17 protein-coding genes are annotated in these 14,155 nt (G+C 33.4%); all 17 read left to right on the top strand.

Annotated elements, in window-relative coordinates; all coding sequences use genetic code 11:
• Positions 1-7: 7 nt before the first annotated feature.
• The gene (gene rplF, locus E0F76_RS12155; protein WP_132006256.1) at positions 8-550 is read left to right on the top strand and encodes a 50S ribosomal protein L6; all 543 of its coding nucleotides are present in this window, start codon (positions 8-10) and stop codon (positions 548-550) included.
• An 11-nt stretch (positions 551-561) separates the two neighbouring features.
• Positions 562-912: a 50S ribosomal protein L18 gene (rplR, locus tag E0F76_RS12150; protein ID WP_132006253.1), complete on the top strand. Its 351-nt coding sequence runs from the start codon at positions 562-564 to the stop codon at positions 910-912.
• Positions 913-918: 6 nt separating this feature from the next.
• Positions 919-1,446 carry a 30S ribosomal protein S5 gene (rpsE, locus tag E0F76_RS12145; protein ID WP_035668102.1) on the top strand — a complete coding sequence of 176 codons (528 nt, stop codon included), beginning with the start codon at positions 919-921 and terminating at the stop codon, positions 1,444-1,446.
• Positions 1,447-1,458: 12 nt separating this feature from the next.
• Positions 1,459-1,641, top strand: coding sequence for a 50S ribosomal protein L30 (rpmD, locus tag E0F76_RS12140; RefSeq protein ID WP_035668100.1), 183 nt, complete (start codon positions 1,459-1,461; stop codon positions 1,639-1,641).
• Positions 1,642-1,652: 11 nt separating this feature from the next.
• Positions 1,653-2,105: a 50S ribosomal protein L15 gene (gene rplO / locus E0F76_RS12135; protein ID WP_132006250.1), complete on the top strand. Its 453-nt coding sequence runs from the start codon at positions 1,653-1,655 to the stop codon at positions 2,103-2,105.
• A gap of 13 nt (positions 2,106-2,118) precedes the next feature.
• Positions 2,119-3,465 (top strand): preprotein translocase subunit SecY, encoded by a 1,347-nt coding sequence (gene secY / locus E0F76_RS12130; protein ID WP_132006247.1) that lies wholly within the window; start codon positions 2,119-2,121, stop codon positions 3,463-3,465.
• A 4-nt stretch (positions 3,466-3,469) separates the two neighbouring features.
• The gene (infA, locus tag E0F76_RS12125) at positions 3,470-3,685 is read left to right on the top strand and encodes a translation initiation factor IF-1 (RefSeq protein WP_007136545.1); all 216 of its coding nucleotides are present in this window, start codon (positions 3,470-3,472) and stop codon (positions 3,683-3,685) included.
• A gap of 11 nt (positions 3,686-3,696) precedes the next feature.
• Positions 3,697-3,813 (top strand): type B 50S ribosomal protein L36, encoded by a 117-nt coding sequence (gene ykgO / locus E0F76_RS12120; RefSeq protein ID WP_073370549.1) that lies wholly within the window; start codon positions 3,697-3,699, stop codon positions 3,811-3,813.
• A gap of 2 nt (positions 3,814-3,815) precedes the next feature.
• Positions 3,816-4,190: a 30S ribosomal protein S13 gene (rpsM, locus tag E0F76_RS12115; RefSeq protein ID WP_132006244.1), complete on the top strand. Its 375-nt coding sequence runs from the start codon at positions 3,816-3,818 to the stop codon at positions 4,188-4,190.
• A gap of 8 nt (positions 4,191-4,198) precedes the next feature.
• Positions 4,199-4,582, top strand: coding sequence for a 30S ribosomal protein S11 (rpsK, locus tag E0F76_RS12110; RefSeq protein ID WP_132006241.1), 384 nt, complete (start codon positions 4,199-4,201; stop codon positions 4,580-4,582).
• A gap of 93 nt (positions 4,583-4,675) precedes the next feature.
• The gene (rpsD, locus tag E0F76_RS12105) at positions 4,676-5,281 is read left to right on the top strand and encodes a 30S ribosomal protein S4 (protein WP_132006238.1); all 606 of its coding nucleotides are present in this window, start codon (positions 4,676-4,678) and stop codon (positions 5,279-5,281) included.
• Between the two features lie 21 nt (positions 5,282-5,302).
• A complete protein-coding gene (locus tag E0F76_RS12100; RefSeq protein WP_132006235.1) occupies positions 5,303-6,295 on the top strand; it encodes a DNA-directed RNA polymerase subunit alpha in 993 nt (330 codons plus the stop codon).
• A 33-nt stretch (positions 6,296-6,328) separates the two neighbouring features.
• Positions 6,329-6,847 (top strand): 50S ribosomal protein L17, encoded by a 519-nt coding sequence (gene rplQ, locus E0F76_RS12095; RefSeq protein WP_132006232.1) that lies wholly within the window; start codon positions 6,329-6,331, stop codon positions 6,845-6,847.
• 269 nt (positions 6,848-7,116) lie between these two features.
• Positions 7,117-8,217, top strand: a complete 1,101-nt coding sequence (carA, locus tag E0F76_RS12090; protein WP_132006229.1) for a glutamine-hydrolyzing carbamoyl-phosphate synthase small subunit — start codon at positions 7,117-7,119, stop codon at positions 8,215-8,217.
• A 336-nt stretch (positions 8,218-8,553) separates the two neighbouring features.
• Complete coding sequence (locus tag E0F76_RS12085; protein WP_407920989.1) at positions 8,554-9,966, top strand: peptidylprolyl isomerase; 1,413 nt, start codon at positions 8,554-8,556, stop codon at positions 9,964-9,966.
• Between the two features lie 55 nt (positions 9,967-10,021).
• Positions 10,022-10,975, top strand: coding sequence for an AAA family ATPase (locus E0F76_RS12080; protein ID WP_132006223.1), 954 nt, complete (start codon positions 10,022-10,024; stop codon positions 10,973-10,975).
• 348 nt (positions 10,976-11,323) lie between these two features.
• A complete protein-coding gene (locus E0F76_RS12075; protein ID WP_132006220.1) occupies positions 11,324-14,095 on the top strand; it encodes a bifunctional aconitate hydratase 2/2-methylisocitrate dehydratase in 2,772 nt (923 codons plus the stop codon).
• Positions 14,096-14,155: the final 60 nt, after the last annotated feature.

The raw sequence follows: 14,155 nt of genomic DNA, 5'->3' as shown, positions 1-14,155 counted from the left end.
TTATAAGATGTCAAGAATAGGTAAAAATCCCGTTGTAATCCCTGCCGGAGTAACTGTTGAAGTTGCTAATGGTATCATTACAGTAAAAGGAAAAAATGGTCAACTTACTCAGGAGTTTTCGGACGTTACTGTAACAGTTGAAGGAGATCAAGTTCAAGTAGACAGATCATCTGATCATAAAGACCAGAGAGCAAAACACGGATTGTACAGATCTTTAATCAATAATATGATTATCGGTGTTACAGAAGGTTTTACAAAATCTCTAGAATTAGTAGGAGTAGGTTACAGAGCTTCAAACCAAGGTCAAAAATTAGATTTAGCTCTTGGATATTCTCACAATATTGTTTTAGAAGTAGCTCCAGAAGTAACTTTGGAAACTATATCTGAAAAAGGTAAAAACCCAATTGTGAAGTTAACATCATTTGACAAACAACTTTTAGGTCAGGTAGCTGCGAAAATCAGAGGTTTCCGCAAACCAGAACCGTACAAAGGAAAAGGTGTTAAATTTGTAGGTGAAGTATTAAGAAGAAAAGCAGGTAAATCAGCGTAAAAAATAACATTATGTCATTAACAAAACCTGAAAGAAGACAGAGAATCAGATTCAGAATTAGAAAAACAATTAGTGGTACTGCTACTAATCCAAGACTTTCTGTATTTAGAAGTAACAAAGAAATTTATGCTCAACTTATTGATGACGTAAACGGAGTTACTTTATTAGCTGCTTCTTCAAGAGAAAAAGAAATAGGAAAAGGTACAAACGTAGAAGTTGCAACAGCAGTTGGAAAACTAGTTGCAGAAAAAGCGTTAAAAGCTGGGATAGAAAAAGTTACTTTCGATAGAGGGGGTTATTTATATCACGGTCGTATTAAATCATTAGCGGAAGGCGCGAGAGCGGCTGGACTTAAATTCTAATATAGTATGTCTAATAGTAAATACAAGAATGTAGAGCTAGTAAAACCAAGTGGTCTTGAATTAAAAGATCGTTTGGTAAGTGTAAATCGTGTTACTAAAGTTACAAAAGGGGGTAGAGCATTTGGTTTTTCTGCTATTGTAGTTGTAGGTGATGAGAATGGAGTAGTTGGTCACGGATTAGGAAAATCTAAAGACGTTTCTGAAGCAATTGCGAAAGCAGTAGAAGATGCTAAGAAAAATTTAGTTAAAATTCCTTTGAATGGTCAATCAGTTCCTCACGAACAAAAAGGTAAATTTGGTGGAGCACGTGTGTTTTTAATTCCTGCCTCTCATGGTACAGGAGTTATTGCTGGTGGTGCTGTTCGTTCAGTACTTGAGTCAGTTGGAATACATGATGTATTGTCAAAATCTCAAGGGTCATCAAATCCTCACAACGTGGTAAAAGCAACTTTTGATGCTTTATTACAAATGAGAAGTGCTTATACTGTTGCAAAACAAAGAGGCGTTTCATTAGAGAAAGTTTTTAAAGGTTAATTCAAGGAAATTATGGCTAAATTATTAGTAAAACAAGTAAGAAGTAAAATCAATTGTCCACTTACTCAAAAAAGAGGATTAGAGGCTTTAGGTCTTCGAAAAATGGGTCAAGTGGTAGAACACGATTCAAATCCAACTATCCTTGGAATGATAAATAAAGTTAAACACTTAGTTTCTGTTGAGGAAACTAAATAACAAATACTGTTATGAATTTAAGTAACTTACAACCTGCTGAAGGGTCTACACACAATCAAAATAAAAGATTAGGTAGAGGAGAAGGTTCTGGAAAAGGTGGTACTGCGGCACGTGGTCACAAAGGAGCAAAATCTCGTTCTGGATATTCTAAAAAGATTGGATTTGAAGGAGGGCAAATGCCACTTCAAAGACGTGTACCTAAGTTTGGTTTCACAAACATCAATCGTAAAGAATACGAAGGTGTTAATCTTGATACACTTCAATTATTAGTAGATAATGGTATCGTAACAGATTCAGTTGACATGACTGTTTATGTTGCAAATCGTCTAGCTACTAAAAATGAAATCGTTAAGATTTTAGGTAGAGGAGAATTGAAAGCAAAATTAAAAGTAACTGCTCACAAATTTACTGCAACTGCAAAAGCCGCTATTGAAGCTGCTGGAGGAGAAGCTGTAACCCTTTAATTTTCCGATTAAGATGAAGAAATTTATTGAATCAATAATTAATGTTTGGAAAATCGAGGAACTAAAAAATAGAATCCTAATTACTTTAGGAATATTAGTAGTTTATCGTTTTGGAGCACATGTAACTCTTCCAGGTATTGATGCAACGCAATTAACAGGTTTAGCAGGACAAACCAAAAGTGGAATAGGATCTATCCTAGATATGTTTACTGGTGGTGCTTTTTCTAAAGCTTCAGTTTTTGCTCTTGGTATTATGCCTTACATTTCTGCCTCAATTGTGGTTCAGCTTATGGGAATTGCGATTCCTTATTTGCAAAAATTGCAGAGTGATGGTGAAAGTGGAAGAAAAAAAATCAATCAAATTACCCGTTGGTTAACAATTGGTATTACATTGGTACAAGGACCTGGATACATTTATAATCTATACAGACAATTGCCTAGTAGTGCATTCTTGTTAGGTTTTAATTCATTTGAATTCTTATTTTCTTCTGTAATAATCTTAGTTACAGGTACTATTTTTGCTATGTGGTTAGGGGAGAAAATTACTGATAAAGGAATCGGAAATGGTATATCACTATTAATAATGGTTGGTATTATTGCTAGGCTTCCGCAAGCTTTTATTCAAGAATTTGCTGCTAGAGTAACGAATAACAATGGAGGTCCAATGTTATTGGTAATTGAAATTATTGTTTGGTTGCTTGTTATTGTATCTTGTATATTGTTAGTAATGGCAGTAAGAAAAATCCCTGTTCAGTATGCACGTCGTACTACATCTGGAGATTTCGAAAAAGATATGATGGGTGGTAACAGACAATGGATACCATTAAAATTAAATGCTTCTGGTGTTATGCCAATCATTTTTGCACAAGCAATTATGTTTATACCTGCTGCTGTTGCAGGATTGTCTAAATCAGATGCTTCACAATCAATCGTTGGTGCATTTAGTAATATGTTCGGATTTTGGTATAATTTAGTTTTTGCAACTTTAATTGTTGTGTTTACTTTCTTTTATACTGCAATTACGATACCTACTAATAAAATGTCTGATGATTTGAAAAGAAGTGGCGGTTTTATTCCAGGTGTAAGACCAGGAGTTGAAACATCTGAATTTTTAGACAAAGTGATGTCTTTAATAACGTTTCCAGGATCTTTATTTCTTGCTCTTATCGCTGTGTTCCCAGCAATTATTGTAAGTGTTATGGATGTTCAACAATCATGGGCAATGTTTTTTGGAGGTACATCATTGATAATAATGGTTGGTGTCGCAATAGATACTATTCAACAAATCAATTCATATCTGTTGAACAAGCATTATGATGGATTAATGAAAAGTGGAAAAAATAGAAAAGCAGTAGCTTAATCTTATGGCAAAACAATCAGCAATAGAGCAAGACGGATCGATTATAGAGGCATTATCTAATGCTATGTTCCGTGTTGAATTAGAAAATGGACATATTGTAATAGCTCATATATCTGGAAAAATGCGTATGCATTACATCAAATTATTACCTGGTGATAAAGTGAAACTAGAAATGAGTCCTTACGATTTGTCAAAAGCAAGAATTACTTATAGATATTAAAGATATTCAAAATGAAAGTAAGAGCATCAGTTAAAAAAAGAAGTGCCGAGTGCAAGATTGTACGAAGAAAAGGCAGATTATACGTAATCAACAAAAAGAATCCTAGATTTAAACAAAGACAAGGATAGTTATGGCAAGAATAGCAGGGGTAGACATCCCAAAAAACAAAAGAGGAGTTATCGCTTTAACCTACATCTTCGGAATTGGTAAAAGTAGAGCAATTGAGGTTTTAGAAAAAGCTCAAGTTAGCCAAGATACAAAAGTTCAAGATTGGAATGACGACGAAATCGGAGCAATTCGTGAAGCCGTATCATTTTTCAAAATTGAAGGTGAACTACGTTCAGAAGTTTCTTTAAACATCAAACGTTTAATGGATATTGGATGTTATAGAGGTATCCGTCATAGATCTGGTCTTCCATTAAGAGGGCAAAGAACTAAGAACAACTCTAGAACAAGAAAAGGAAAAAGAAAAACTGTTGCCAACAAGAAAAAAGCAACTAAATAATAAGTAATATGGCTAAAGCAACTACAAAAAAACGTAAAGTTATCGTTGAATCAACGGGTGAAGCTCATATTAGTGCTACTTTTAACAACATCATTATCTCGTTAACAAACAAGAAAGGTGATGTTATTTCTTGGTCTTCAGCGGGTAAAATGGGTTTCAGAGGTTCTAAAAAGAACACTCCGTACGCAGCTCAAATGGCAGCAGAAGATTGCAGTAAAGTAGCAATTGAAGCTGGACTTAAAAAAGTAAAAGTATATGTAAAAGGACCAGGAAACGGACGTGAGTCTGCAATTCGTTCTTTGCATAATGGTGGAATTGAAGTAACAGAGATCATCGATGTAACTCCAATGCCTCACAATGGATGTCGTCCTCCAAAAAGACGTAGAGTTTAATACTCAAAAAATAATTATAGTATAACCAAGATTGAATTTCGATTATTGAAGGATAAGACCTGAATTCATAATCTCAATCTTAAACAATTTAAAATGGCAAGATATACTGGTCCTAGTACAAGAATCGCTCGTAAATTTGGTGAAGCGATATTCGGAGACGATAAAGCTTTCGAAAAAAGAAATTACCCTCCTGGACAACACGGGATGGCTAAAAAAAGAGGAAAAAAATCTGAATTTGCGATCCAGTTAATGGAAAAACAAAAAGCTAAGTATTCTTATGGAATTTTAGAAAAACAATTCAGAGGTTTGTTTAAAAAAGCATCAGCTACTAAAGGTGTTACTGGTGAAGTTTTATTACAATTATGTGAAGCAAGATTGGACAATGTAGTTTTTAGAATGGGAATTGCTCCTACTAGAAGAGGTGCTCGTCAAATCGTTTCACACCGTCACGTAACTGTAAACGGAGAAAATGTTAATATTCCTTCTTACCACCTTAAACCTGGTGATAAAGTTGCTGTTCGTGAGAAATCTAAATCATTAGAAGCAATCGAACGTTCTTTATCAAATTCAAGTCATGTTTATGAATGGATTACTTGGAATAATGAATTGAAAGAAGGTACGTTTGTTTCTGTACCTGCTAGACTTCAAATTCCAGAAAATATTAAAGAACAATTAATCGTAGAGTTGTACAACAAATAATAATTGACTTAGTCGAAATTTATGGCAATATTTAATTTTCAGAAGCCCGATAAAGTTATCATGATCGATTCAACCGATTTTGAAGGAAAATTTGAATTTAGACCTTTAGAACCTGGTTACGGATTGACAGTTGGTAACGCACTTAGAAGAGTTTTGCTTTCAGCATTAGAAGGATATGCAATTACATCGGTTCGTATAGAAGGTGTAGATCATGAGTTTTCTACTATCTCAGGAGTTGTTGAAGACGTTACCGAAATTATTCTTAATCTTAAACAAGTACGTTTCAAACGTCAAATTGAAGATATAGATAATGAATCTGTTACTATTTCAGTTACAGGTAAAGATCAATTAACAGCTGGTGATTTCCAGAAATTTATTTCAGGTTTTCAAGTTTTGAATCCAGAACTTGTAATCTGTAATTTAGATCCTAAAATCAAATTACATTTCGATTTAACGATCGAAAAAGGTAGAGGATACGTTCCTGCTGAGGAAAACAAAAAACAAAATGCTGCAATTGGAACAATATTTACTGACTCAATTTTTACTCCAGTAAAAAATGTAAAGTATGCAATTGAAAACTTCCGTGTAGAGCAAAAAACGGATTATGAGAAATTAGTTTTTGAAATTAAAACTGACGGTTCTATTAATCCTAAAGATGCACTTACTGAAGCTGCTAAAGTTCTTATTCACCATTTCATGTTGTTTTCTGACGAAAGAATTACACTTGAGGCTGACGAAATCGCACAAACAGAATCTTATGACGAAGAGTCATTGCACATGAGACAATTGCTTAAAACTAAGCTTGTTGATATGGATCTTTCTGTTAGAGCATTAAATTGTTTGAAAGCGGCTGAAGTTGATACACTTGGCGATTTAGTATCATTCAATAAAAATGACCTAATGAAATTCCGTAATTTTGGTAAAAAATCTTTAACTGAACTAGATGAACTAGTTGCAATTAAAAATTTAAACTTCGGAATGGATTTAGCAAAATACAAACTAGATAAAGAATAATCTAAACCTTAAAAGGTTTAAATTTACATAGCAATGAGACACGGAAAAAAATTCAATCACTTAGGCAGACAGACAGCTCATAGAAAATCGATGCTGGCTAATATGGCTTGTTCTCTAATCGAGCACAAACGTATTAACACTACTGTTGCTAAAGCAAAAGCGCTTAAACAATTTGTTGAGCCATTAATAACAAAATCTAAAGATGATACGACTCACAATCGTCGTATTGTTTTTTCATACTTGCGTAGCAAATATGCTGTAACTGACCTGTTCAGAGACGTAGCTGCTAAAGTTGGAGACCGTCCAGGTGGATACACACGTATCATTAAAGTTGGAAATCGTTTAGGAGATAATGCTGATATGGCAATGATCGAATTAGTAGATTTCAATGAACTTTACAATGGTGGTAAAAAAGAAGTTAAAAAAGCAAAAAGCCGTCGTGGTGGAAAAGCTAAAAAAGCAGACGAAGTTGTTGGTGAAGCGCCAGTTGCTGAAGCTGAAACTCCAGCTGCCGATACTGAAGCTGAAACTCCATCAGAAGCTACTGAATAGTTATGAAAATATATTTTCAATAAAAATTAAGGATAAACTTTTACTAGTTTATCCTTTTTTTTTGTTTTTTTGGAGCAGTTTATTTTTTTAATTCTATTTCTCCTGTTTTTTGGTGCAATCCCTGACGGATAAAAGTAAAATCTTGTACTTAAATCGGGTCTAATTAGAAGTTCTATTTTCGAAATGAATACTTTAAAAAATATATATTTTCAAAAAAAATTGCATCCACTGTTTTAAAAATTTAAATTTGCACAACAATTATTTAAAAAATGAAATACACAACAAGACAAAACGCCATATTATTATTAAGTGATGGGACTATTTTTCATGGAAAATCTATCGGAATTTCTGGAACCACTTTTGGAGAAGTGTGTTTCAATACTGGAATGACAGGGTATCAAGAGATATTCACTGATCCTTCTTATTTCGGTCAAATAATGGTAGCTACTAATCCCCATATTGGAAATTATGGAGTTAATGACAATGAAGTTGAATCTGAGGGTATAAAAATTGCTGGTTTGGTTTGCAAAAATTTCAGCTTTAATTATTCTAGAGCTTATTCAGCAGGAAGTTTAGAAGACTATTTTGTAAAACAAAACTTAATATGTATTTCGGATGTTGACACCAGAGGATTAGTAAGTTACATTCGTGATAATGGTGCAATGAATTCAGTCATTTGTACCGATGGAACACCTATTGAAGAATTAAAAGCTGCCTTAGCCAAAGTTCCAAGTATGAAAGGTCTAGAATTAGCTTCTAAAGTTTCTACAAAGGAGCCTTATTATTTTGGAAATGAAAATGCAAAATACAAGATTGCAGCTTTGGATTTAGGAATTAAAACCAATATTCTTAGAAACTTAGCCAAAAGAGATTGTTATATAAAAGTATTTCCTTATGATGCAAAATATTCTGATTTAGCCTCATTTAACCCAGATGGATATTTTTTATCCAACGGACCTGGTGATCCAGATCCACTTTCTGGAGCTATAAATGTTGCAAAAGAAATTCTTAAAAATGACAAACCTTTATTTGGAATATGTTTAGGTCATCAAGTAATAGCGCTTGCCAACGGAATTTCGACTTATAAAATGTTCAACGGACATAGAGGAATAAATCATCCTGTTAAAAATATAATTTCAGGAAAAGGTGAAATTACATCTCAAAATCACGGATTTGCGGTAAACAAAGAAGAATTGGAAAGCAATCCAGATATGGAAATCACACACCTTCACCTTAATGATGAAACTGTAGCTGGAATGAGGATGAAAAATAAAAATTGTTTTTCAGTGCAATATCATCCAGAAGCAAGTCCTGGGCCACATGATTCGTCTTATTTATTTGATCAATTTATTGAAAACTTAAGTAAATAAATTATAAAATAATTTAAAATATAGAAAAGCTGCCTTTAATAGGTAGCTTTTTTTATGTAAGTGATAATCAATTTATCAATAACGAAAATATCCTTATAATTTTATGTTAATACTAGAAAGGAAACTTGTAAAGTGTTATTGAATTGTTATTTTTGTTTTGCCACAATCAAAAAGTAAACTGTAAGTTTTAACTATTATTTTTCATGTTACTTTAAGTGTATATTTGGGCAATATTATTTGTACGATATAACAATCGTATTCGAGACACATATTTAGCTATAATTTATCATTAAAAATAAAATACAATTTCAAAAAATGCATTTAAATTCAATTTCAATGAAGGTTATCAATAATAGAATTGCACTAACTTTTTTTATTTTACTATTTTCAATCGGAATAGTTACTGCTCAAGAAGTCATAAAAGATAGCGTAACAGCTTCATCGAAGGTTATTAAGTCAAATCATAGGCAAAAAATTGATGGTATAATTGCCAAAGTAGGAGACTACATTATTTTGGATTCCGATATTGACAAATCCTATATGGAAATTACCAGTCAAGGTGGTTCAGTAAAGGACATTACAAGATGTCAAATGTTAGGAAAATTATTAGAAGACAAATTGTATGCACATCAAGCGGTTCAAGATAGTTTAAAAGTAACTGATGCAGAAGTGAAATCAATGATGGAAGAAAGGTTGAACTATATGGTAGAGCAAATAGGTTCTCTAGATAAAGTAGTGAGCTATTACAAAAAAAATTCAGTAGAAGATTTTAAATCCTATTTCTTTGATATTTTAAAAGAGCAGAAATTAACTTCTGAAATGCAAAAGAAAATTATCGATGGTGTAGAAATTACCCCTGAAGAAGTTCGTAATTTTTTCAAAGCAATTCCAAAAAGCGATCTTCCTGTTTTTGGTGCAGAAATGGAAGTAGCACAAATTATTATAACACCTAAGGTTTCAGATGCAGCAAAACAGAAAGTAATTGATAAATTGAAGGAATTTAAAAAAGAAATATTGGCTGGAGAGTCTAGTTTTGCTACAAAGGCAGTCTTGTATTCCCAAGATCCAGGTTCTAGAGCAACTGGTGGTTATTATAAAATGAATAGAAAAACGCAGTTTGTAAAAGAATTCAAAGATGTTGCTTTTGGTTTGGCTCAAGGAGAAATATCGGAACCTTTTGAAACTGATTTCGGATTTCATATTATATACGTTGAAAAGATAAAAGGACAAGATATAGAATTGAGACATATTTTATTGTCACCAGTTGTTACAACTGAAGATCTGAATGCAGCAAAAGAAAAAATTGAATTAATTAGAAAAAGGATTATCGACAAAGAACTAACCTTTGCAGATGCTGCAAGAACTATGTCTGATGAAAAAGAAACACGAGCAAATGGCGGAGCTCTAATCAATCCCAAAACACAAGATACTCGTTTTGAGTTGACAAAAATGGAACCTAGTTTGTACAGTCAGATTTCAAATTTAAAAGACAATGAAATTTCTCAACCACTTTTAGACGAAGATCAATCTGGAAAGAAAAAATATAAGTTAATTACAGTAACGAATAGAATTAACCAGCATACTGCTGATTATGCTATGGACTATATAAAAATTAAAGATTTAGCGTTGAAAGAAAAACAAATTAAAGCAATAGCTAAGTGGTTTGATGATAAAATTAAAGATACTTATATTAAAATTATAGGAGAATATCGTGATTGTGAATTCACAAATAAGTGGGTGAAAAAATAATGTTTAATTCCGGTTTTAGATGCTTAAAAATCTAAAATCTAAAATCTATAATTAAATGTCTGATGTAGCAGCAATTCACAATTTAGTTCAAAGAAGAAAGGAGTTAAAAACCGAAATAGCTAAGGTTATTGTAGGTCAAGATGCTGTAGTAGATCAAATTTTACTTTGTATTTTCTCAGGTGGGCATGCACTATTGGTGGGAGTTCCTGGATTAGCAAAAACCTTAATGATAAATACATTGGCGCTTGCTTTAGGTTTAGATTTTAAAAGAATTCAGTTTACTCCAGATTTGATGCCATCGGATATTTTGGGAAGTGAAATATTAGATGAAAATCGTCAATTTAAATTTATTAAAGGACCAATATTTTCGAACATAATACTTGCTGACGAAATAAACAGAACACCTCCAAAAACACAAGCCGCTTTATTAGAAGCAATGCAGGAACGATCTGTTACCATATCAGGACATAATTATAAATTAGACTTACCTTATTTTGTTTTAGCAACACAAAATCCAATTGAACAAGAAGGAACATATCCGCTACCTGAAGCGCAGTTAGATCGTTTTATGTTTGCCATAAAACTTGACTACCCCTCTTTTGAAGAAGAAATTCAAGTTGTAAAAAGAACTACTTCTGATAATTCACAAAAGGTAAATCCATTATTTACTTCACAAGAAATAATTGATTTTCAACATTTGATTCGTAGGATACCGGTTGCTGACAATGTAATTGAGTATGCTGTTACATTAGTCAGTAAAACGCGACCAGATAATGCATTGTCTACTGATTTTGTTAAAAATTATTTGGATTGGGGAGCAGGGCCAAGAGCTTCTCAAAATTTAATTTTGGCAGCCAAAGCTAATGCAGCCTTCAATGGTAAATTTTCTCCAGATATAGAAGATGTACAGGCAGTTGCAATTGGGATTTTGCGTCATAGAATTATTAAAAACTACAAAGCAGATGCTGAAGGAATTACCGAAGAAATGATTATTGATAAGTTAATTTAATGTTTTTAATCAAAAAGCTGCAATTTTTCCCCTGATTATTATAATATCACATATTTGGCATTAAAATTTAGAAAAAAGCGTCAAATCAATGTAGGTAAAACAACTGTTTTTTCTGCTAAATTGGTAATTATACAAATTATCAATCTGAAACTCATGATTTTTCAATTAAAAGCATAATATTTCATTTATTTGTGAATATAATTCTTGAAATAGCTTCTTTGATTAAATTTTTTTAATTCTCATCTTTAATTATTAGATTTGCATCACGAAAAAATAAACTTAATTTTATGGCCATTTGATATTGAAATTATCAATGAAATATGCCATTAACATTGAAAATACATGATTATGAATACTTATAAAGATTACATCCAAGAGATCGAAGAACGTAAAGGTCAAGGACTTCACCCTAAGCCTATTGATGGTGCTGAAATGCTAAGCGAAATCATTACGCAAATTAAAAATGTGAATAACGGGTACAGAGCAGATTCTCTTAACTTCTTTATTTACAATGTTGTTCCTGGAACCACTCCTGCTGCTAATTTGAAAGCTAAGTTTTTGAAAGAAATCGTCCTAGGTGAATCAGTTGTTACTGAAATTACGCCAGCTTTTGGTTTAGAGTTATTGTCTCATATGAAAGGGGGAACTTCTGTAGAAGTTTTACTTGATTTGGCTTTAGGTACTGATGTTGCTATTGCAAAAGATGCAGCAGCTGTTTTAAAAACACAAGTTTTTCTTTATGAAGCAGATACAGCACGTTTAGAAGCAGCTTTTAAAAGCGGAAACGAAATTGCAAAAGATATTCTCGAGAGTTATGCAAAGGCGGAATTCTTTACTAAATTACCTGAAATTGCAGAAGAAATTAAGGTAGTTACTTTTATCGCTGGTGAAGGAGATATATCAACTGATTTACTATCGCCAGGAAACCAAGCACACTCTCGTTCAGATCGTGAGCTTCATGGTAAATGTTTAATTTCTCCTGAAGCACAGGCTGAAATTAAAGCATTAGCAGAAGCGAATCCTGATAAAAGCGTGATGTTAATCGCTGAAAAAGGAACTATGGGTGTTGGTTCTTCAAGAATGTCAGGTGTAAACAACGTGGCACTTTGGAGTGGGAAACAAGCAAGTCCTTATGTTCCATTTATTAATATTGCTCCAATCGTTGCAGGAACAAACGGAATTTCTCCAATTTTTCTAACAACAGTTGATGTAACTGGTGGTATTGGTCTAGACCTTAAAAACTGGGTTAAAAAATTAGACGAAAATGGTAACCCTGTTCGTAATGAAAGTGGTGATCCTATTTTAGAAGAAGTATACTCTGTTGCAACAGGTACTGTTCTTACAATCAATACAAAGACAAAGAAACTTTATAACGGTGATAAGGAATTAATAGATATTTCTAAAGCATTCACGCCTCAGAAAATTGAATTTATAAAAGCTGGAGGATCTTACGCTATAGTATTTGGAAAAAAATTGCAAACATTTGCATCAAAGACGCTAGGTATTAATATTGTACCTGTATATGCTCCCTCAAAAGAGGTTTCTGTTGAAGGACAAGGACTGACTGCTGTAGAAAAAATATTTAATAAAAATGCAGTTGGAACAACTCCAGGAAAAGTGTTACACGCTGGTTCAGATGTTCGTGTTACTGTAAATATCGTTGGTTCACAAGATACAACTGGTTTGATGACTTCTCAGGAATTAGAGTCCATGGCTGCTACCGTGATTTCGCCAATCGTTGATGGTGCATACCAGTCAGGTTGTCATACTGCTTCGGTATGGGATAACAAATCTAAGGCAAATATTCCTAGATTAATGAAGTTTATGAACGACTTCGGTTTGATCACCGCTCGTGACCCGAAAGGTGTTTATCATGCCATGACAGATGTTATTCATAAAGTATTAAATGATATTACTGTAAACGAGTGGGCTATCATTATTGGAGGTGACTCTCATACAAGAATGTCTAAAGGGGTTGCTTTTGGTGCTGACTCAGGAACGGTAGCTCTTGCATTGGCTACTGGTGAAGCTTCTATGCCAATTCCAGAATCAGTGAAAGTAACTTTCAAAGGAGATATGAAAAGTTATATGGATTTCCGTGATGTGGTTCATGCTACACAATCTCAGATGCTTAAAACATTTGGTGGAGAGAATGTATTTCAAGGAAGAATCATTGAGGTTCACCTGGGTACTCTTAATGCGGATCAAGCATTTACGTTTACGGACTGGACTGCAGAAATGAAAGCAAAAGCTTCTATTTGTATTTCTGAGGATAATACCTTAATTGAATCACTAGAGATAGCAAAAGGTAGAATTCAGATCATGATCGACAAAGGAATGGATAACAAAAATCAAGTTCTTAAAGGATTGATTGCTATAGCTGACAAAAGAATCGCCGAGATTATATCAGGTGAGAAACCTGCTCTAAGACCAGATGCAAATGCGAAGTATTACGCTGAAGTTGTTGTTGATTTGGATCAGATTGCTGAGCCAATGATTGCTGATCCTGATGTGAATAATGCTGATGTTTCTAAAAGATATACGCACGATACCATTAGACCTTTGTCTTTCTATGGAGGAGTTAAAAAAGTAGATCTTGGATTTATTGGTTCTTGTATGGTTCACAAAGGAGACATGAAAATCCTTGCTCAAATGCTTAAGAATATTGATGAGCAAGAAGGTAAAGTAGAGTTCAAAGCGCCACTAGTTGTAGCTCCTCCTACTTATAATATTGTTGATGAATTAAAAGCGGAAGGTGACTGGGAAATTTTACAAAAATATTCTGGTTTCGAATTCGACGATAACGTTCCTAAAGCTGCGGCGCGTACAGCATACGAAAATATGCTATACCTTGAGCGTCCAGGTTGTAACCTTTGTATGGGTAACCAAGAAAAAGCTGCTAAAGGAGATACGGTTATGGCAACATCTACGCGTCTTTTCCAAGGAAGAGTTGTAGAAGATACTGATGAAAAAAAGGGAGAGTCATTGCTTTCGTCTACACCGGTTGTAGTTTTGTCTACAATCCTTGGTAGAACTCCAACAATAGATGAATATAAAATGGCCGTTGAGGGTATCAATCTAACTAAATTTGCACCTTCTCATAAATTGCTAGTTAAATAATTTATAATATTAATCATACTTTAAAGCCTGAGTTATAAACTCAGGCTTTTTTTTTATACC

Origin of the sequence: Flavobacterium cellulosilyticum (genome assembly GCF_004349355.1) — a bacterium.
Lineage (GTDB): Bacteria > Bacteroidota > Bacteroidia > Flavobacteriales > Flavobacteriaceae > Flavobacterium > Flavobacterium cellulosilyticum.
Note: the sequence above shows the minus strand (reverse complement) of the source record. Positions and strands in the feature narration are given on the sequence as shown.